Annotated in this window: 21 protein-coding genes and 1 pseudogene; 3 read left to right on the top strand and 19 right to left on the bottom strand. The window is 70.3% G+C overall.

The window, feature by feature from the left end; genetic code table 11:
* Window positions 1–59: 59 nt before the first annotated feature.
* The 11 genes from AB0I29_RS06480 to AB0I29_RS06430 form a co-directional block, all read right to left on the bottom strand.
* Window positions 60–461: an SRPBCC family protein gene (locus tag AB0I29_RS06480; protein WP_357479461.1), complete on the bottom strand. Its 402-nt coding sequence runs from the start codon at window positions 459–461 to the stop codon at window positions 60–62.
* Window positions 458–928 (bottom strand): MarR family transcriptional regulator, encoded by a 471-nt coding sequence (locus tag AB0I29_RS06475; RefSeq protein ID WP_357479458.1) that lies wholly within the window; start codon window positions 926–928, stop codon window positions 458–460. Before AB0I29_RS06475 ends, AB0I29_RS06480 begins: the two co-directional genes overlap by 4 nt.
* Window positions 925–1803 carry an N-acyl homoserine lactonase family protein gene (locus tag AB0I29_RS06470; protein WP_285104590.1) on the bottom strand — a complete coding sequence of 293 codons (879 nt, stop codon included), beginning with the start codon at window positions 1801–1803 and terminating at the stop codon, window positions 925–927. The genes AB0I29_RS06475 and AB0I29_RS06470 overlap by 4 nt, the downstream gene beginning before the upstream one ends.
* Before the next feature lie 141 nt (window positions 1804–1944).
* Entirely contained in the window at window positions 1945–3264 is a 1320-nt protein-coding gene (locus AB0I29_RS06465) for an NAD(P)/FAD-dependent oxidoreductase (protein ID WP_357479455.1), read from the bottom strand.
* A 267-nt stretch (window positions 3265–3531) separates the two neighbouring features.
* Complete coding sequence (gene ppgK, locus AB0I29_RS06460; protein ID WP_285104586.1) at window positions 3532–4293, bottom strand: polyphosphate--glucose phosphotransferase; 762 nt, start codon at window positions 4291–4293, stop codon at window positions 3532–3534.
* Between the two features lie 174 nt (window positions 4294–4467).
* The gene (locus tag AB0I29_RS06455) at window positions 4468–5112 is read right to left on the bottom strand and encodes a TetR/AcrR family transcriptional regulator (RefSeq protein ID WP_357479451.1); all 645 of its coding nucleotides are present in this window, start codon (window positions 5110–5112) and stop codon (window positions 4468–4470) included.
* 21 nt (window positions 5113–5133) lie between these two features.
* Window positions 5134–5643 carry a hypothetical protein gene (locus AB0I29_RS06450; protein ID WP_357479448.1) on the bottom strand — a complete coding sequence of 170 codons (510 nt, stop codon included), beginning with the start codon at window positions 5641–5643 and terminating at the stop codon, window positions 5134–5136.
* A 146-nt stretch (window positions 5644–5789) separates the two neighbouring features.
* Entirely contained in the window at window positions 5790–6410 is a 621-nt protein-coding gene (locus tag AB0I29_RS06445; protein WP_357479445.1) for a sigma-70 family RNA polymerase sigma factor, read from the bottom strand.
* Between the two features lie 1039 nt (window positions 6411–7449).
* The gene (locus tag AB0I29_RS06440; RefSeq protein ID WP_357479442.1) at window positions 7450–8454 is read right to left on the bottom strand and encodes an NADP-dependent oxidoreductase; all 1005 of its coding nucleotides are present in this window, start codon (window positions 8452–8454) and stop codon (window positions 7450–7452) included.
* A complete protein-coding gene (locus AB0I29_RS06435; RefSeq protein WP_357479439.1) occupies window positions 8391–8612 on the bottom strand; it encodes a hypothetical protein in 222 nt (73 codons plus the stop codon). Before AB0I29_RS06435 ends, AB0I29_RS06440 begins: the two co-directional genes overlap by 64 nt.
* Window positions 8609–9013: a GNAT family N-acetyltransferase gene (locus AB0I29_RS06430; RefSeq protein ID WP_357479436.1), complete on the bottom strand. Its 405-nt coding sequence runs from the start codon at window positions 9011–9013 to the stop codon at window positions 8609–8611. Before AB0I29_RS06430 ends, AB0I29_RS06435 begins: the two co-directional genes overlap by 4 nt.
* 283 nt (window positions 9014–9296) lie before the next feature.
* Between AB0I29_RS06430 and AB0I29_RS06425 the strand changes: the two genes are divergently transcribed.
* A complete protein-coding gene (locus tag AB0I29_RS06425) occupies window positions 9297–9860 on the top strand; it encodes a GNAT family N-acetyltransferase (protein WP_357479433.1) in 564 nt (187 codons plus the stop codon).
* 64 nt (window positions 9861–9924) lie between these two features.
* Here the strand turns inward: AB0I29_RS06425 and AB0I29_RS06420 are convergent, their stop codons facing one another.
* The 4 genes and pseudogenes from AB0I29_RS06420 to AB0I29_RS06405 form a co-directional block, all read right to left on the bottom strand.
* Complete coding sequence (locus AB0I29_RS06420) at window positions 9925–10299, bottom strand: GNAT family N-acetyltransferase (protein WP_357479430.1); 375 nt, start codon at window positions 10297–10299, stop codon at window positions 9925–9927.
* A 37-nt stretch (window positions 10300–10336) separates the two neighbouring features.
* A complete protein-coding gene (gene msrA, locus AB0I29_RS06415; protein WP_357479427.1) occupies window positions 10337–10882 on the bottom strand; it encodes a peptide-methionine (S)-S-oxide reductase MsrA in 546 nt (181 codons plus the stop codon).
* Entirely contained in the window at window positions 10879–11352 is a 474-nt protein-coding gene (gene msrB, locus AB0I29_RS06410; RefSeq protein WP_357479424.1) for a peptide-methionine (R)-S-oxide reductase MsrB, read from the bottom strand. Before msrB ends, msrA begins: the two co-directional genes overlap by 4 nt.
* Before the next feature lie 90 nt (window positions 11353–11442).
* Window positions 11443–11668 (bottom strand): annotated as a pseudogene (locus tag AB0I29_RS06405) (thioredoxin domain-containing protein).
* A gap of 213 nt (window positions 11669–11881) precedes the next feature.
* Between AB0I29_RS06405 and AB0I29_RS06400 the strand changes: the two are divergent.
* Window positions 11882–12799: an NADP-dependent oxidoreductase gene (locus AB0I29_RS06400; protein WP_357479421.1), complete on the top strand. Its 918-nt coding sequence runs from the start codon at window positions 11882–11884 to the stop codon at window positions 12797–12799.
* Window positions 12800–12886: 87 nt separating this feature from the next.
* On the opposite strand, the gene AB0I29_RS06395 is transcribed toward AB0I29_RS06400, so the two are convergent.
* Window positions 12887–13825 carry an aldo/keto reductase gene (locus AB0I29_RS06395; protein ID WP_357479417.1) on the bottom strand — a complete coding sequence of 313 codons (939 nt, stop codon included), beginning with the start codon at window positions 13823–13825 and terminating at the stop codon, window positions 12887–12889.
* A gap of 152 nt (window positions 13826–13977) precedes the next feature.
* On the opposite strand from AB0I29_RS06395, the gene AB0I29_RS06390 reads away from it, so the two are divergent.
* Window positions 13978–15780, top strand: a complete 1803-nt coding sequence (locus tag AB0I29_RS06390; RefSeq protein ID WP_357479414.1) for a discoidin domain-containing protein — start codon at window positions 13978–13980, stop codon at window positions 15778–15780.
* A gap of 122 nt (window positions 15781–15902) precedes the next feature.
* Here the strand turns inward: AB0I29_RS06390 and AB0I29_RS06385 are convergent, their stop codons facing one another.
* From AB0I29_RS06385 to AB0I29_RS06375, 3 genes are read right to left on the bottom strand one after another with little or no spacing between them, the layout of a single operon-like run.
* Window positions 15903–16862: a 3-hydroxyacyl-CoA dehydrogenase family protein gene (locus AB0I29_RS06385; RefSeq protein WP_357479411.1), complete on the bottom strand. Its 960-nt coding sequence runs from the start codon at window positions 16860–16862 to the stop codon at window positions 15903–15905.
* Window positions 16863–16920: 58 nt separating this feature from the next.
* On the bottom strand, window positions 16921–17424 hold the full coding sequence (locus AB0I29_RS06380) for a ribose-5-phosphate isomerase (RefSeq protein ID WP_285104559.1): 504 nt from the start codon (window positions 17422–17424) through the stop codon (window positions 16921–16923).
* Window positions 17424–19166 (bottom strand): dihydroxyacetone kinase family protein, encoded by a 1743-nt coding sequence (locus AB0I29_RS06375; RefSeq protein ID WP_357479406.1) that lies wholly within the window; start codon window positions 19164–19166, stop codon window positions 17424–17426. Before AB0I29_RS06375 ends, AB0I29_RS06380 begins: the two co-directional genes overlap by 1 nt.
* Between the last annotated feature and the right edge of the window lie 15 nt (window positions 19167–19181).

Below are 19181 nucleotides of genomic sequence, written 5' to 3'. Positions count from 1 at the left end.
TCCGGTGGTGCGGTGACCTGGCGGGACCCGACGGTCGACAGCGAGTCCCGTGCTCGACGTCAGCCGGTCAGCACCTGGCGCAGGCGGTCGAGCCGGAGCCCGGCGACGCCCTGGTAGGCCGGCCGGAGGGCCGCGGCGAGCGGACCCTGGTGCGTGAAGTCGTGTCGCACGAGGGTGCGCTCGCCCTCGGCGTCGAGCCACCAGTCGGCGGTCTCGGCGAATCCCGTCACCCGCCACGCCATCCGCACGAGTCCAGGCTCGATGGTCTCGTAGGTGAAGGCGCCCGACAGCCCGGGACGGACGGTGATCCGGTACCGCGCCGCGAGCCCTGCCTCGGACGGGCCGGCCATCCTGACGAACGCGGGGTTCCACGCGGGCAGCGAGAGCGCGTCGAGCAGGACGGCGCGCACCGACGGGCGTGGAGCGTCGACGAGCAGGCTCGCGCTGCCGGTGGCACTCATGGTGCGGTCCCCGGCTCGCCACCCCGGCGGACGACTGCCTGGCCCGAAGGGAACGCCCCGGCGAAGGCGCGCAGAAGGGTGAGCGCCTCGGGCACCGGCGTGCCCCGGGTGAGGTCGTCGATCGACCCGTACAGCCGCTCCTCGACCTCGGCGATCCGTGCCGCGAGCCGGGAGCCGTCGTCGGTCAGGGCGAGGGTGACCCGCCGGCGGTCGTTCTCGCCCGCGCCGCGGTCGACCAGACCCATGGTGACCAGGCGATCCACGAGCCGGCTCGGGCTGCCGCCCGTCTCGCAGACGAGCAGCTCGCCCAGCCCTGCCATGGTCAGGGGCTGATGGTCGGCGAGAACCCGCAACACCTCGGCCTGTGACGGGGTGACTCCCAGCGGACGCAGGTCCGCGGCAAGCATCCGGTTGCCCTCACGCTGAACGGCCAGGATCAGGTAGCGCAGCTCCTCGGCGGGCCTCATGAGCGCGCGGCCGTCTCCGCGAGCGCCTCGGCGAGGAGGTCCGCCGCGCGAGGGTCGTGTGCTGCCAGGATCACGAGGCCGGGCTGGGTCTCGCGCAGTGCGTCGACCTTGGCCACGGTGTCGCGGAGCCGGCCCTTGTCGCCGATACCCGGGAGCTTGCCCGCGGCGAGCAGTCGGGCGTCATAGGTGAGGTCGCCCACGAGCAGCAGCGGTGCGTGGCCCGGGCGTCGGACCAGGAGGGACTGCGAGCCCGGCGTGTGGCCGGGGGTGGGCAGCAGCACGAGGCTGCCGTCGTCGAACAGGTCGTGTCCGTGGGTGAACGGCGCGAGCGCGGGGTCGGTCAGCGGTTCCGGGGCGACCCGGTTCCAGCGCAGCCCGTGCAGGTCGATGTGGGAGCGCAGCAGGCCGCGCGCCTCAGGTAGTGGTTCGCTCAGGCTGTCCCATTCCTGGTCGCTCACGAGGATCTCGGCCCCGCCCAGGACGGGTAGTCCGCCGATGTGGTCCTGGTGCAGGTGTGAGATCACTGCCTTGTCCACGTCCTCCAGGCGGTGCCCGAGTCCTGACAGGCCCGCCTCGAGAGTGTCGGTGGGCCCGATCTCGAACTTCGCGAGCCGGGAGTAGATCAGCCCGTTGAGGCCCCGGGGAAAGTAGTCGGGGTCGGTCACGGAGGCCCGGTCCTGTCCGGTGTCGAAGAGCACGAGGCCGTCACGGTGCTCGATCACGTAGACGTTGATCGGCCGGGGCGCGGTCCATCGGGTCGAGGTGAAGAGCCACACGTAGGTGTTCTTCCGCGTGGGGCCGACGTGCTCCGGTCGGATCGACACGGATCCCGTGCTGATCACCGAGACACGCGCGATGGGGTCGGTCATGGACATGGCTGGCTCCTCAGTAGATGACACGTCATCAGATTACACATCATCTATCAGGGTGCCAAGCCCCGAGCCTCGTGCAGGCGGGACGGTTGCCGCGATACTGCGATGACGACACGTGCGACCGGCGCCGTGTGGGCTCGGGTGTCAGGCGCCAGGGCGGTCGCGGGGCAGGGGTGTCGACGTGTCGAGCGGGACGGCCGTCGACCGGACGAGCCCGAGCTGGACCGACTGCCGGCCCAGCACGGCGTCGAGCAGCCAGTCGACGGCGGTGCGTACCCGGTTGCCCGGCATGGAGATCAGGTGGTACCCGCGGGTCACGACCTTCGCCAGGAGCCCGGACATCGGGATCTGCAACGGGTTCGCCGCCGCCTGGAGCCCGCCGAGGTCCACGACGAACCCGAGGTCGTGGTGCTCGTACCCGCGGACGCTGCCGTAGCCGAGCGACGCCGCGACGTTCCGGCCGGCGAGCGTGCCCTGACGGCTCGCGTGCTGGGCCGTCATCGCCGTGACCTCGCCGGGCCGCGTCACGTCCGGCACGGCCGCGGCGTCCCCGCACGCGAACATGTACGGCCGACCGGGCACGCTCAGCGTCGTGTCGACGACGAGCCGGCCCCTCTGCGTCTCCAGCCCGGTGTCGCTGACGAGCGGGTCGGGCCGCACGCCGACGCACCACACCAGCGTGCGCGCCGGGACGAGCTCGCCGGTGGTCAGCCGGACGCCGTCGGTCATCGCCTCCGCCACGGAGGTGCCGGTCAGCACCTTGACGTACCGGCCCCGCAGCACCCGGTCCGCCGTGCGGGACAGGCGTGGGTCGAGCTCGGGCAGCACCTTCGGCGCGAGGTCCAGCAACATCCAGCGCATCTTCTGGTCCGCCAGCACGGGGTGCCGGCGCCGGAGCGCCTCGGTGAGCAGCGGTCCCTGCGCCGCGACCTCCGTCCCGGTGTAGCCCGCGCCGACGACGACGAACGTGCAGCGCGCATCCCGCTCGGCCGGGTCGTCGGTCGCGGCCGCCAGCTCCACCTGGCGGATGACGTGGTCACGCAGGTAGAGGGCCTCGGCGACCCCGCGGAAGCCATGCGCGTGCTCGGCCACGCCCGGGACCGGCAGCAGCCGGGTGACGCTGCCCGCGGCCAGGATCAACCGGTCGTAGCGCAGAGTGTGCGTCCCGCCCTCCGGGTCGGTGTACTCGACGCTGTCCTCGTCCGGGTCGATCGCCGTCACGTCGCCGAGCGCGAGCCGCACCCCGCGCAGCGTCGCCGGGATCGAGACCGTGACCCGCCGAGGATCGATCACGGCGGCCGCGACCTCCGGCAGAAGCGGAAGGTAGAGGAAGTAGTCGGTCCGGTTCACCAGCACGATCTCGACGTCGGCCGTGCGCGGCAGCGCGCCACGCAGGGCCCGGGCCGCGTTGTAGCCGGCGAAACCGCCCCCCACGATCACGACCCTGGTGGGACTCTCGCTCATGGGGTACCTCGCTTCGTCTCGTCGTCGACACGCGTCCGGGGAGGCCGATCAGAATCCCTCCCCCTTGACTGTGCTGTGACCACCGCCGGTTCGCACGCCCGCGGCGCACCATGGACGGCAGGGAGACGAGGCCAGATCCTCGGCGGAATGCATGGCGTCGTTCGTCTGCCGGCTCCTCTCGGTACGGTTCCGCGACCGTCGTCGCGTCTGATTGGTGTCAGATGCGACGCACCGTCTTACCGACCGCGTCGAGACGAAGCCGGGTGGTCAGGCCTCGGTCCGGGTCGCGACGGACGCCGCGAGAGCGGCACCGACGACACCGGCCCGGTTCCTGAGGACGGCGGGCACGATCGGGGTCCGCAGGTCCAGGAGCGGCAGAAAGTGGGCGGACTGCTCGGAGATGGCTCCGCCGACCACCAGCAGGTCCGGCGAGAAGAGCTTCTCGACGTGCGAGTAGTAGCGCTGCAGCCGCGCCGCCCATTGCTCCCAGGACAGGTTCTCGATGTTCTTCTGTCGCGCGGACGCGCGCGTCTCCGCGTCGAACGAGTCGATCTCGAGATGTCCCAGCTCGACGTTCGGCACGAGCCGTCCGTCCACGACGACACCCGAACCGATCCCGGTCCCCAAGGTCGTGACGATCACGGTCCCGGCCACGCCCTGGGCGGCGCCGAAACCCACCTCCCCGAGCGCCGCCGCGTCCGCGTCGTTGACGACGGTCACGGAATGCCCGAGGCGCGCCTCCATCAGGGTCGACACGTCGATGCCGGTCCACTTCTGGTCGAGGTTCGCCATATACGGGACGACTCCGTGCACGACCGGGGCCGGGATCGAGACGCCGACCGGCATCCCGCTCGACACACCGTGCAGGTCGAGCAGCCTGTCGATGGCCGCGATGACGGCCTCCGGTGTTGACGGCATCGGCGTCGCAACGTGCGACAGCTTTGTCTGCACGCTCCCGGAGCTGAGGTCGACCCGGCCGGCCTTGATGGCGGAGCCACCGATGTCGATCCCAAATGCCAGGTCCGCCATGATCTCGTCCTATCCGTTGTTCACCCATGCAGCACGGGCACAGGTACCTGCTGCTCCGTGTCGTTCCACAACACCCGGTTGAGCCAGCGATGTTCCACCGCGACGACCTCGGGGTTGCGCTCGCCAGTCGTCGTCGAGGCTCTCGTCCCCGCGGCGGGCCGTGCTGAGGCGCGGCTAGGACGCGGCGCGGTCCGGTGTTGCGAGGGTTTCCAGGTGGGCGATGGCGACGTCGATCGCGATCGCCATGGGCTCGACGTCGCGGGCGGTCTGCGCAAGGAGGTAGCCGCCCTGGAGGGAGGCGAGAAATCCGACCGCGAGGCGAGCGGTGTCGATCGAGTCGTCCAGCACACCGGCGCGCTTCATCCGGCCGAGGGCGTCGTCGATCAGGCTCTGCCAGGCACGGAACAGCTCGTCCAGCATCTCCCGGGCGACGGCGTCGTGGTCGGAGACCTCGCCCGCCAGGGAGCCGAGCGCACAGCCGTACATCCCGTGGCGCAACGCGTTGGCCTTGATCAACGAGTCCCGCCAACGCCGCAGCCCGGCCAGGGTCGAGACGCTCCCGAGCATGTTCGTCTCGCGAGCGATGACGAACTCGCCCACGTGCGTGATCACGGCCCTGACGAGTGCGTCCTTGTCCTCGAAGTGCCGGTAGAGCTGGGACTTGCTCACGCCGCTCGCGACCATGACGTCGTCCAGGGTGGTTCCACCGATCCCCTGCACGCGCATCAGGTCTGCGGCTGCGGCGACGATCCGGGTCCTCGTCTTCATCCCTCGTGCCGTCAGCCGGATCGCCGGGCTCTCGTCCGAGTTCGCGTTCACAGCGACATCGTACTGAGAGGGCTAACCAGATCGTTGGTCACGACGGCCGTCCGGCTCCTCGAGCGCGAGCACGGGCGTCAGCACGATGTCGAGCGCGGCTTCGAGCGACCGGGCGTCCTGTGCCAGCCAGCTCAGCGTGGCGCCACCGTGCAGCGCGGCGAGGATCGCGACGGCCAGGCTCTCGGGGTGTCCGGATGCCGCGGACGTGGCCGTCGGCAGCGCACAGGTATCGCGGACCGGTGCGATCCGTTGCACTGTCTCCGCGATCAGGGCCTGCCAGCTCTGGAGGAACTCGGCCTGCCGACCAGCTCCGTGACCGCGGCGCAGCGCCATCGCATAGGGAGACCGGCGGTCCATGACCTCACGGACCACGCGCGATCGCCAGACGGTGAAGTCGCCGGCGCGCGAGACTGCGCCCAGCCAGCGTTCCTCCGCGTCGAGAACTGCTCGAAACTGCGTCGTGGCGTCCGCGGCGGCCCCTCCCGTGGTGTCCGACCGCACAGACTCACCGCCCGTGGCTGCGCTTGTCACCGCGTAGTCCGCCTCCTCGTCCGTGCACCGGCCGTCGGTCGCCCCTGACAACTCCCGCAGAAGCGTAACTGGACGAAACAGTCCCGTTCAACCGGCCTCGGGGTGTGCGGTCCCGGGCGACCCCAAGGAGAGCAGTGGCGTCCACGTCATGGCGCGGGCAGGTAACCCTCCGAGATGAGCGCGGCGCGCAGCTTCCTGCGGGCGTCGAACAGCACCTTGTACAGCGCGTTCCTCGTCGAGCCGAGCTCGTCCGCCAGGGCGTCCATGGGCACCTCGTTCACCACGGTCGCCACGAGGACGAGTCGCTGCCGGTCCGTGAGGCTGCTCTTGATGGCGTGCGACACGGCATCGACGAACTCGGCCGCCTCGACCTCCTGGCCCGGCGTGACCTCGAACCTGGACGCGAGGCGCGACCAGTCCTCGTAGTCGTACGGAATGTCGTGATGACGCCAGTGGTGCCTGTTCATCTTCGTCGCGACGTCGAAGATGACGAACTTGAATGCCCACGTCGTGAACCGTGACTCGCCCCGGAAGGTGTCGAGCCGCCGGCTGATCGCCATCAGGGCGTCCGCTGCCGCCTGGTAGGCGATGTCGTCCAGCTCCGGCCCGTACATGCGCAGGGACGAGGCGCGACGCGTCGCCTCGCGCCTCGCGACCCGGTGCAGCAGCCGATAGAGCTCCTTGCAGGCTGCTTCGCGAACCGATCCGGTGGCGCCGAGGTCTCGCACCCACCTGCGGTTGTCCTGAGTGATCTGCAGGTCGTCCATCGCGTCCCACCCTCCTGGCCCGCGCGTGAAGAGCAACCGGCGTCGGCCATGTCCGTGCACGCCTCGAACCGAGGACGTCGCCACACGGTAAACCGGACCTTAGGGTCCAGACAAGGTGCAGGAGGGTTGTCATGGCCGCTCGCTCCGGACTTCTGCGTCCAGTCCAGCGAGCCAGGTCCGGCCCGCCCGTCTTGCGATGGCGGACGCCCGTCCCGCATGTGCCAGAACGTCACGCCCGAGGGACTACCGGAGGTGAGTGGTTCGTTGCCATAGGCCCGGACGTCTTGCCTGACGCCATACGGAGGCACCTTCGAAAGCTGTCTGGTCATGCGACGTAAGACGGCGGCGACGGAAGTCCACTCACCTCGTGACCAGACATCAACACCACGTCACGGAGCGCCGGGTCGGCGTCGCCGAGGCGGACCACTTTCGAAGGAGCGCCCGAGGACACCAGCCGTCTGGCACCCGGTTGATGGCTTCCAGCTGGATGCCCACCGCCGCGGGGGGCGGCAGGCCACACCTGGCATGGGAGAAAAGTGGGAAACGGTCCCGTGGACACCGCTGATGAGCACTGGACGAGGCTGGACACCTACCTCCGGACCAGTTCCAGCGATCCTGGCTGCGACGTGTGCCGGCTGAACCTCGACTCCTACGCCGAACTCACCACCGATGGCAGCGGCGCCGCGGAGCTCCTTCCCCGTGTCGCAGCCCATCTGGAGTCTTGCCCTGACTGCCGGGAGGACCTCAGGGGTCTGGTCGACGCGATCTCGCACCAGACGCGGTGACAAGATCGGTCGACAAGTGGCCCGTGCTCGGCGCCGGACCGACGCCGCAGGTCGAGACCGAAGACGGGGTCGTGCGACCACGTCCTCGTCGTCGTGGTCACCGCGGGCGAACGCCTGGTCCTCAGCCTCGCGGGACCGGACACCATCGACCTGCGCGCCACTGACAGCGGCGACGGCTGACACCACTGTGCGGAGCACTGCCGATGCCGTGCTCCGCACGGTCGCACACCGGGCGGTCGAGGGCGCCCACCCGTTCAACCGCGGATACGGACGACCGTCTTCCCGCTCGTCGGTTCGGTGGAGCGGAAGGCGGCGACGGCGTCCCCGAAGCTCACCGTCCGGCCGATGTTCGGCCGTAGCCGACCCTGGCGGACCCGCCGGGCGATCTCGTTCAGCTGTGCCCGCTCGGACACCACCACGAAGTCGACCGTCCGCCCCTCGGTCGGTCGCACCTGCGGGCTGCCGGCGATGCTCACCAGCGTCCCTCCAGCCCGCACGAGACCTGCGGAGCGGTGACCGACCTCTCCGCCGAACACGTCGAACACGAGGTCGACCTTCCCAATCTCTTCCAACGTGTCGTTCTCGAGGTCGACGAACTCGTGTGCGCCGAAGTCGAACGCCGCCTGACGATGAGTGGCGCACCCTGTCCCGACGACATGCGCTCCGCACTCGCGCGCGAGCTGGACCGCCATCGACCCCACCGCTCCGGCAGCGCCGTGCACCAGGACACTCTGCCCCGTGGCGAGGTGTCCGTGCTCGAACAACCCCTGCCAGGCGGTCAGTCCTGTCATCGCGACGCCGGCTCCCGTCACGAAATCGACGTCACCCGGTAACGGCGCCAGGTTGCGCGCCTCGACGACCACGTACTCCGCCAGAGTGCCGTCCCGGGTCCAGTCCGTCAGACCGAAGACCCGCTGCCCCACCGACAGCCCCGCCGCTCCGTAGCTCAGCGAGGTGACCACTCCGGCGACCTCGTGGCCGGGAATCGAGGGTGTCCGGTCGCGGCCGAGCCGGTCGACCCACGTCGAGGGCCATTCCAGCTCGTTACCGGTGAAGCCCGAAGCGTGAACCTCCACGACCACGTCGCCGTAGTTGGCGCCGTCGAGGCCGGCCAGCCGTGCCGCATCCGGATCTGGGCGGTCGACCAACCTCATTCCGGCTCGGCCCGCCGCCGGGTCTGTCACCACGATCGCTCTCATGCGAAGGTCTCCTTCATTGCTTTCTCTCGATCTAGCGCGTCCACCAACGGACCGTGCCACCGCGGTGCGAAGTCCTTCCGTGGTGCCAGGTCGCCGGTGGCGCCCTTGCCCGGGTAGTAGAAGTCCATCGGCAGCAGCGCGAACAGATCGGGATCCGCGACGATGGCAGCCCCGATGCCTTCGAAGCTCGGACCATCAGCTCCCGGAGGTGCTGTCACCGCGGCGCCACCTTCACGACGCCCGGGTGCTCCCGGTCGACGACATCCTGGTACTCGGCATGCTTGTCGATGAAGGTCCGCACGATCGGGCACAGGACCGTAGCCTTCCTGCCCTGGGTCCGAAGGTCGTCCAGGACGTGCCGGATCAGCTTGGTGGCGGCCCCCTGGTTGCGGAACTGCGGGAGTATGGAGACGGCGACGAGCACGACCCGGTCGCCGTCGTCGTTGTAGGTCAGCCCGCCGACCTGCTGACCGCCCACGCTCGCGTCATAGAGGCCGATGTTGTCGTCCTTGGTGATCATCAGCTCAAGAGGCTGGCCGTCATCACCAGCGACCTCGCCCATCAGGACCTTCTGGTCTTCGTCCGGGGCAATGGGTGCGGCCTGGTTCGGATCAGTCATGAGCGTCGTCCTTCTTCACAGGTTCGTCCACGCGGTTGTCATGGCGGGGCGCTCTGTCGATACGCCCATCATCATTAGTGGCACGCGACGCGCATTCCATACGGCTGCGCGCGAAGCGTGCACGAGTGCACGATGCGCGGTGGAATGTCATTCCGAGGCGTCGTCGGCGTCAACGACCGGAACTGGACGGGATCGTCCAGTTCGCGTACGGTCACGCCAGTCGCAGCCGGCACGTTGTCCGGCGCCCGCGGACCCTCATGTCCTGACACACCCAGGAGGAGAAATGAGCCATCGAGTCACGATCGACGGCACCACGATCGAGACGCAACACCTTCGCCTGCGCCCCTGGCAGGTGGATGACTCTGTCGGGGCGCTGGCGATCTACGGGGAGGCCGACGTCGCGCGATGGCTGGCTCCCGCGATGGACAGGATCGACGAGCCCGAGCGGATGCGGGCGATCATCGAACGCTGGGTCACCGAACAGACCGGGACGGGACGGCCCACCGGCCGCTGGGCGATCGACGACCTCGACAGCGGGAAGCTGATCGGTTCCGGGCAGATCCTCGGCCTGCCCCCGGAAGCGGAGGACCTCGAGCTCGGCTACCAGTTCGCACCGACTGCCTGGGGCCGTGGGCTGGGATCCGAGGCCGGTCACGCGCTCGCGCACTACGCGTTCTCCCACGACGAGGAGGAGGTGTTCGCCGTCGTCCGCACCGGCAATCAGCACGGGATCAGGACCGCGCGCGAGATCGGCATGGAATGGGTCGGTGAGACGACGAAGTACTACGACCTGAGGCTTCAGGTCTTCAGACTGCGCAAGGGCGATCTCGACGTGCCCGGCCGGTAGCGGACAGCGCCGTCTCCACCGGGGTCTACCCGGTGGAGACGGCGCTGCCCCGCCTTGCTCGGTCTCACTCGCTGATCGTGCCGTCCCCACGTTCGGCCGCCGCGCGGTTCGGGTACCCGGGGTGGCTCGGATCGACGAGGTCCTTGTACTGCTCGGTACCGGCCAGGTATTCCGCGACATACGGGCAGATCGCGGTGACGGTCCCCTGTCGTGATCTGACCTCGTCCAGCACGGCCTCGACGACGATCCTCCCGATCCCGTGCCCTCGCTGAGCCTGGTCCACCTCGGTGTGCAGCAGCACGTACCGGTTCGGGTTGAGGTGCTTGTACTTCATCCATGCGACCGTCCGGCCGTCTCGGACGAGCTCGAACCGGTTGGCACCGACGTCGTCTCGAAGTTCGTCCGCGTCGTGTCCGGGCTCTGCGTTGACGCCGTTCATCAGGCTCCTTGTGGACTGGCTGGTTTGGTGGGCTCTCTTACCGCTCCCGCTGGGGAAGCACCCAGTTCGGGCGCGGGAAATGGCAGGTGTAGCCGTTCGGGTAGGTGATCAGGTAACCCTGGTGCTCGGCCTCGGCCTCCCAGAAGGGTCCGGCGGGCTCGATCGTCGTCACCGCTCTTCCGGGCCAGAGGCCCGACGCGTCGACGTCGGCGATCGTGTCGCGAGCGACCATGTCCTGCTCTGGAGTGAGCGGGAAGATCGCCGAGCGGTAGCTCGTCCCGATGTCGTTGCCTTGACGGTTGAGTGTCGACGGGTCGTGGATCTGGAAGAAGAACGCCAGGATGTCGCGGTACGTCGTCACACTCGGGTCGAAGACGATCTCCAGGGCCTCGGCGTGCCCCGGGTGGTTCCGATAGGTCGCGTGCGCGTTCTGGCCGCCGGTGTAGCCGACGCGAGTGCCCACGACGCCGGGCTGCCGGCGGATGAGGTCCTCCATGCCCCAGAAGCACCCACCTGCGAGCACGGCCGTCTCGGTGCCGGGTACGCGCCTGATCTGCCCGGCATAGTCGGTTCCGCCGCTCATGAGTTCTCCGCCTCGCCGTTCGCGTCCGGCTCGAACAGCGCCAGGTACTCGCCGTAGCCCTGCGCCTCCATCTCGGCGACCGGTACGAAGCGCAGTGCCGCTGAGTTCATGCAGTACCGCTCACCTCCACGATCCGCCGGACCGTCGCCGAACAGGTGCCCCAGGTGGCTGTCCGCGGCGGTGGACCGCACCTCGGTACGCGCCATCCCGAACGACCTGTCCGTCACGGCCCGGACCGTGCCTGCACTGATGGGCCTGGTGAAGCTGGGCCAGCCGGTGCCGCTGTCGTACTTGTCGGTCGACGAGAACAGTGGCTGGCCGGAGACCACGTCGACGTAGATGCCGGACTCGTGGTTGTCCCAGTACTTGTTCATGAACGCCGGCTCGGTTCCGCCCTCCTGGGTGACACGGAACTGTGTCTTGGTCAGTCGGCGCAACGCCTCGGCTGAGGTGTTGTAGTCGTGTGCCATGTCGCGTTCCTTTCTGACACCAGCGAGAGGTGTCGTCATCACGGACAACACCGTGGGCCCTGTTTGTGGTCCCGGCGCTGACGCTCCCGGTCAGCCCCCCTGCGCGGACCGGTTGCCCTGCGCTGCGAGGTCCCTGCGCACCTCGTCCATGTCGAGGTTCTTGACCACGTCGACGACCTCGGCGAGGGCCGTGGCGGGAAGAGCACCGGCCTGGTTGAGGACCGCCGCACCACGAAGCCCAGAAGTCCACCAGGACGATGTCGTTGTCCTGGATCGTGCTCGCGAAGTTGCTGTCGGTGAGCTCGATGGTCGTCATGGTCTCCCTCTCCTCGAACGGTGGGCGCGACCGCGTCCCTCGACTGGTGGGTGTCACCGTCTCTCGTCGTCTTACCGGGCCGGCACCCGCCACGCTTCCCGCCACGACTGAGCTCCGGCACGCTCCACTGGTAAGACGCCGGGTTCTCGCGCCGCTAACTCCGGTGAACCGAAATACGGTTGAAGGCACGCGAGCAACACAGGGAGGCGCCCGATGAGAGCCATCGTGGTGACGGACCAGGCCGCGGGAGCGGCCGGGATGACGCTGACGGACCGTCCCGAGCCGGAGGCCGCGGGGAACGACGTCGTCGTCCAGGTCTACGCGTCGGGATTCACCCCGGGTGAGCTGACCTGGCCGGGGACCTGGACCGATCGCCTGGGGCGTGACCGGACGCCGTCCATCCCTGGGCACGAGCTGGCAGGCGTGGTGAGTGCGCTCGGCTACGGCACGAGGGGGCTGTCCGTCGGCCAGCGGGTGTTCGGACTCGCGGACTGGACCCGCGACGGCACGCTCGCCGAGTACGTGGCCGTCGAGGCCCGCAACCTCGCGCCGCTCCCCGGCGACGTCGACTTCACGGTGGGGGCGAGCCTGCCGATCTCGGGCCTGACCGCGTGGCAGGGCCTGTTCGTCCACGGTCGGTTCGCGGTCGGGCAGAGTGTCCTCGTGCACGGCGCCGCCGGCGGCGTCGGGTCGATGGTGGCGCAGCTCGCTCGTGCGGCGGGTGCCTACGTGATCGGCACCGGGCGAACCGCAGACCGGCAGGCCGCGCTCGACTTCGGGGCGCAGGAGTTCGTCGACCTCGGCGACGGTTCGCTCGAGCAGGTCGGTGCGGTCGATCTCGTCTTCGACATGATCGGTGGCGACATCCAGCGACGTTCAGCAGCCTTGGTTCGCGCCGGAGGGACGCTGGTGAGCATCGCCGGCCCGCCCGAAGCACGGCCGGCCGACGGGATCGCGGTCGACTTCGTGGTCGAGGCGGACCGTGCGCAGCTGAGCGAGATCGCCCAGCGAGTCCGCGACGGGCGGCTGCGGACGAACATCGCGAACGTGGCGACCCTCGACGATGCGGTCGCCGCGTTCAACCCGTCGGAGCGGGTCAAGGGCAAGACGATCATCCGCGTTCGTCCTTGAGGCCCGCCCGCCGGCACCATCAGCGAGGTCGAGGTCAACTGGTCGAGGAGCTCGGCTCGCGTCCTGTCCTGCCCCTGCCTGCCGCGATCAGGCGTAGGCGCTGTCGTCCACCGGTGACGGCGCCGGCCCGAGCGCTTCGAGCTCGTCCCACAGCTCGTCGGGGACGTGGGTCGCGACGAGCTCGTCGAGCTGTGCCCGACGACCCGGTGACACCACCCCCACCACGGTCGAGTCGACCAGCGGTGACCGCAGCGAGTAGTGCAGGGCGACGGCAGCCAGGGGCACACCGTGGGCCTGGCACGTCTCCTGGAGCCGTCGCGTCCATGCCAGCAGGTCGGCACCCGCGGGCCGGTAGTTGTAGACCGCGCCCTCGTGCGGGCCCTTGGCGAGCAGGCCCGAGCCGAACGGCGCCGCGTTGAACACCGTCATCCCCCGCGACTTCGCCTCCGCGAACACCGGCGCCGCCGACTGGTCGATGACCGTGAAGCGGTTGTGGATCAGCACGGCGTCGAACAGGCCGGTGCCGACGTACCTGGCCATGAGCGGCACCGGCGCGGCGGCGACGCCGATCGCGTCGACGCGACCCGACTCGCGCAGCTCGACGAGCCCTTCGACGGCCCCGCCAGGTCCGACCGCTTCCTCGAACGTCACCGAGTACGGGTCGTGCAGGTGCAGCAAGGGCAGGCGCTCGACGCCGAGCCGCGCCGTCGTCTCGTCGAACGAGCGCAGCACGCGGTCGCGATCGAACGCCCGCGTCTCAGGATCCTGGTCGACCTTCGAGACGACGCGGGCGGCGGCATCCTGGCCGAGGCGCGCGACGGCCAGACCGAGCACGGACTCCGACCGGCCCCCGGAGTAGTTGTTGGACGTGTCCACGAAGGTATGGCCGCTGCTGAACAGATCGAGCGCGACCTCGACCGCGGCGGCCTCGCCCGCAGACCCCGGCTCGGTGCCTCCACCCAGTCCTGACGTGCCGAGCGTGACCGGGCTGGCCTCGATCGTGCTGGTGCGTGTCGTTCGTGTCATGGACCTCTCCTCAGTGCCGACTCGTCAGGGAACCCTATGACGCCCTGTCCTTGACACAACATCGGCCGACCGCAATGCTACTTTTGCACGTATAGCGACAAAAGTCGCATGGCCGTCGCTATCAATCGACAGAGTCGTCAATCGGAGCATCCATGCAGATCTCGCTACATTCGCCTCGCGCGCGCCGCCTCACCACGGCGCTGACAGGTGGCGCGCTCCTCGCGGGCACGCTCGCCGGGGCCCCGGCCGTCGCCGCTCCTTCCACCCTCGCAGCCCCTACGTCGACCACCACGGCAGCAGAAGCATGCGGAGCGGACGACGGACTCCCCGACTCCAAGATCTCCATCCAGCTGTACACGCACGTCAACGAGCTCGGGTCCGGGACCCCGGCTCCCGAGACGATCGACCGCGTGCTCGGCGAGGTGGCTGACGCCGGCTTCACCAACGTCGAGCCGTTCAGCCAGCCCTACTCGATGCCCGTCGACGAGTACCAGGCGATCCTCGACAGCCACGGCCTCGAGGTGTCCTCGAGCCACGGCAGCACCGACTGGGACACGTGGCCCGAGACGGTCGCGTATGCCGTCGCGCTGGGCCAGGACTACATCGGGACCGGCGGGATGGCGGGCGGCTACGGCACCTACGAGGAAGCCCTCGCGACCGCGGCGTACGTCAACCGGCTCGGCCGGTACGCGCACGAGAACGGCGCGAACAAGATCGTGCTGCACAACCACCAGAGCGAGTTCACCACGCGGTACCCCCACCCGGAGACGGGTGAGCTGGTCAGCGCCTGGCAGGTCATCGAGGCGAACACCGACCCGCGCTACGTCACGTTCCAGCTCGACGTCGGCTGGGCCGCGGACGCCGGCATCGACGTCCCGGCGTGGATCGAGGAGTACGGCGACCGCATCGAGCTCCTGCACGTCAAGGACGCCGTGAACGTGAACGCCGAGGGCGACATGAGGCAGGTCGCCCTGGGCAGCGGCGACATCGACCTGCCCGCGATCATCGCCGCGTCCGAGCCGTACGTGGAGTACTACACCTACGAGTGGGACTACGCCCCGTCGTTCGAGACCTCCGCGGAGTCCTACCGGTACCTGCGCTGCTACCTGGCCGACGGCGGGGGCGACGACCAGTGCGATGCCGACGACGGGGAGTCGCTGGCGCTGGGCCGGCCGGTGACGACCTCCAGCATCGACGACCCCACGCGCACCGGTGAGATGGCGGTGGACGGCAACGCGGGCACCCGGTGGGGCAGCCAGTGGAGCGAGCCGGAGTGGATCGCCGTGGACCTCGGCGCGAGCTACGACCTCAGCCGCGTCGTCATCGACTGGGAGACCGCGTACGCGTCGGGGTACGAGATCCAGACCTCGACCGACGGCGAGAGCTGGACCACGGTCAATACCGTCACCGACGGCGACGGCTTCTTCGACGACATCGACCTCTCGGGCACCGGCCGGCACGTGCGCCTCTACGCGACCGAGCGCGCGACGCAGTGGGGCTTCTCCGTCTATGAGCTCGAGATCTACGGCACGCCGAGCGGCGCGCAGCCGGCGCCGGAGCCCGTGGCTCGCGGCGCCGGGTACTGGACGTCGGAGTATCGGCAGGTCAGGAACCCGGACCACACGACCGACGAGCTGCTGTGCCTCCTGTCGACCACGCGCGCGCAGAGCGACGTGTTCGACGAGGCGGTCGACCTGACCACGTTGGACGACGCCGTGCGGGTGCTGTGGCCGCGCCATCACGACGAGTGGGTCGACGTCTTCGACCGGCAGCTGCTCAGCCTGTGGCTCAACGTCGCGGCGGGCGCGGTCGCCCTGGACGACCCGATCGTCGGCGGCGGCACGGTCGGCGACCTGCTGCACGCGATCGAGGCCGCGCGCCTCGACGCGGGCGCGACGCGGGCGGACCTCAGGGGCTACGAGGCGGCGCTGGAGACGGTGAACGCCCGGCACTGATCGGGTAGGTCCTCAGCCGGGGTCCGGGGTGCGCTCGTCGAGGCGCGCCCCGGCCCCCGGCGCGTTGCACGGGCTGGATGCCTGGGCGTGCCGAGCATCCGGCCCGTGCGATGGCGGCTCCGTCAGGCCGGCGCGGGGCCGAGGGACCGCAGCAGCCTGCCCATCTCCCCGTATGCCTTGTTCCGGTACGCGACCAGCGCCTTGACCTGCTCCGGCGTGTAGTCCCGCGTCAGTCCCCTGCCGTTCTTCACGCCCTTGCGGTCGCCCGCGACGGCGTCCTTGATGAGGTCGGGCGTCGCCAGGCGCTCGCCGAAGTTCTCCTCGAACGTGCGGAAGCCGCCGGCGTAGACGTCGAGCCCCGCCTGGTCGGCGATGGCGAACGGCCCGAAGAACCCGAGGCGGAACCCGAACGTGGTGCGAACCACGGTGTCGATGTCCTCGGGGGACGCGATGCCCTCCTCCGCTATCGACATGGCCTCCTTGAGCAGCACGTACTGCAGGCGGTTCAGGACGAACCCCGGCACGTCGGCCACGAGCGCGCCCTGCCGGTCCGCCCGTGCCAGCAGCTCGCGCACCACCGGGACCACCTCCGGGTCCGTGCGCTCGCTGAGGACGAGCTCGACGCCGGGGATGAACGGTGCGGGGTTGGAGAAGTGCACGGTGAGGAACCGCTCGGGGTTCGTCACCGCCTCCACCAGCACCCGCGCAGGGATGGTCGAGGTGTTGCTGCCGATGATGGCGTCCGCGCGTGCGGCCCCCGAGATCCGGCCGAGCACGTCGTGCTTGACCTCGACCGACTCGAACACCGCTTCCTCGATGAAGTCGGCGTGCGCGACGGCCTCCTCGATCGACGTCGCGGTGCTCAGGTTGGCGCGGATCGTCTCGGTGGCGCCGGCGTCGTAGAGACCCACGTCCTCGAACTCGCGGGCCTCCGCCAGCAGCCGGGCGTACGCGGTCTGCGTCGCCTCCGCCGAGACGTCCGCGATGACGACGGGCAGGCCCGCGAGCGCGAACGACTGCGCGATGCCCCCACCCATGTACCCGGCCCCGATGACGGCGACCGAACTGATGCTGGTGACCATGATGTCCTTCCTCACGCTGAACTGGAATGAGCTGAACTGAAACGTTTACCAACAGCAGTCAGCCGCAGGATGCCGGGTTCGGCGCCGGGTGCCTCCCCGCGGCCCCGTCCTCGATCTCCCCGATGGCCATGACCTTGGGCGCGGACGGCGACTCCGGGTCGAACCGGTAGCCGAGCCACTCGCGGGTCAGCCGGCGGGCCAGCTCGATGCCCACGACACGTTGGCCGAAGCAGAGGACCTGGGCGTCGTTGGAGAGCACCGCGCGCTCGACCGAGAAGGAGTCGTGCGCGGTCACCGCGCGCACGCCGGGCACCTTGTTGGCCGCGATCGCCACGCCGAGCCCTGTGCCGCAGACGAGCAGTGCCCGGTCCGCCTCGCCGGCTCCGACCAGACGAGCCGCCGCGGCGCCGACATAGGGGTAGGCCGTGTGCTCGTCGCTGCCCACTCCGACGTCGACCACCGAGGCGACCCGGTCGTCCGCCTCCAGGTCCCGCTTCAGGATCTCCTTGTACTCGTACCCGGCGTCGTCGCAGCCGATCACCAGGCGTAGTCCGTCCACCATCACGATTCCACCTTCGAGCTCGGGGGCGTGGGGATGCCGACCTCGGCACCCGCCGCGCTCAGCAGGAGGGCGAGGGAGGTCGCCCCCGGATCCGGGACGCCCAGGCTCTTGTCCCCGAGCACCCGCGCACGGCCCCGGCGGGCCGCGATGTTCTCGGTCGACGCGGCGCCCTCGCGGGCTGCCTCGACCGTGGCGCGCCAGGCGTCGGCGGGGCCGGCGCCGGCTCCGACGGCCGCGGCGAGCGCCTCGACCGCCGGGTGCAGCGCGTCCACCATCGTCTTGTCGCCGACGCGCGCGCCGCCGACCTCCTGCACCTGGTCCCGAGCGGCGGTGATCCCGGCCGCGAGGTGGCCGAGGGTGACGGGGGCGTCCGCCGGAAGCTCGCCGGCCAGCGCGAGCAGGCCCACACCCCACAGCGCACCCGACGTCCCGCCGCCCTTGTCCGCCCACGCGTCGGCCGCGCGGCGCAGCACGGACGGCGCGTCGCCCCCGGCTGCGAGGGCGGCGTCGGCCGCGCCCACGGCGGCGTCGATCCCCCGGCACATGCCCCGGCCGTGGTCGCCGTCCGCCACCACCGCGTCGAGGTCGCCGAGCATCCGCTCGGCGTCGTGCAGCGCGCCCTGGGCCCGGCGCAGGACGCCCGCCACCGTGCCCGCGGCGGCGATGCCCTCCGGCGTCGCGGCGCGCACCAGCTCGGTCTCCGGTTCCGTGGTGAGCGTCGCCGTCACCGAGGCCTGCGCGGGGCGCCAGCCGCCGTGGTGAAAGCCGGGGGTGTCCGCGGGGGCGAGCCAGAGGCGTTCGAGCTCGTCGTCGAGCCACGTGACCGTCAGGGAGCACCCGGCCATGTCGAGGCTGGTCACGTACTCCCCCACCAGCGGGGCGACGATCGTGACGCCGCGCTCCACGAGCAGGTCGTGCACGCTGTCCCACAGGACGAACAGCTCCTCGTACTTGACGTTGCCGAGGCCGTTGAGCAGCACCGCGGCCCGGCCGTCCGCGTCGCCGGGGCGTTCGGCGAGCACCCGGTCGACGAGCTCGGCGGCGAGGGCGGCCGCCGTCGGCCGGGCCTCCTCCCCGACCCCGGGCTCGCCGTGGATACCGAGTCCCCAGCCGGCGGTTCCCGGCTCCAGGCTGAACAGCGGGTGGTCGTGGCCCGGCAGCGTGCACCCGTCGAAGGCCACCCCGAAGGACTGCGTTCGCTCGTTGCCACGGGCGGCGAGCCGGTTCACCTCCGCCAGGCCGGCGCCCTCCTCGGCGGCTGCCCCGGCGAGCTTGAACACGACGAGGTCGCCGGCGACACCGCGCCGCTCGTGAGCACGGTCCGCGGGCGCGGACGCGACGTCGTCGGTCACCAGGAGGATGGTGACCTCGGTGCCCTGTGCCCGCAGGCGGCTGGCCGCGGCGCCGAAGTTGAGCACGTCGCCCGCGTAGTTGCCGAAGGTGACGAGCACGCCGGCGCCGGCGTCGGCGGCGCGGCACACGTCGAGCACCTGGCGGGTCGACGGCGACGTGAAGATGTCGCCGCACACGGCGGCGTCGGCGAGGCCGTCGCCGACCAGCCCGGCGAAGGCCGGGTAGTGGCCCGATCCCCCGCCGACGACGACGGCGACCTTGCCGGGGCGGGTGCCCTCCGCGCGGGCGACACCACCGGGGACCTGGCGGATCCGGCCCGGGTGGGCCTTGACGAGGCCGCGGAGCGCCTCGGGGACGAAGTCTTCCGGTCTGTTGTGGACGTAGGTCATCTCACCTGCACCTTT

The sequence above is a fragment of the Promicromonospora sp. NPDC050262 genome, assembly GCF_040655935.1.
In the GTDB taxonomy this organism is placed as follows: domain Bacteria; phylum Actinomycetota; class Actinomycetes; order Actinomycetales; family Cellulomonadaceae; genus Promicromonospora.
Note: the sequence above shows the minus strand (reverse complement) of the source record. Positions and strands in the feature narration are given on the sequence as shown.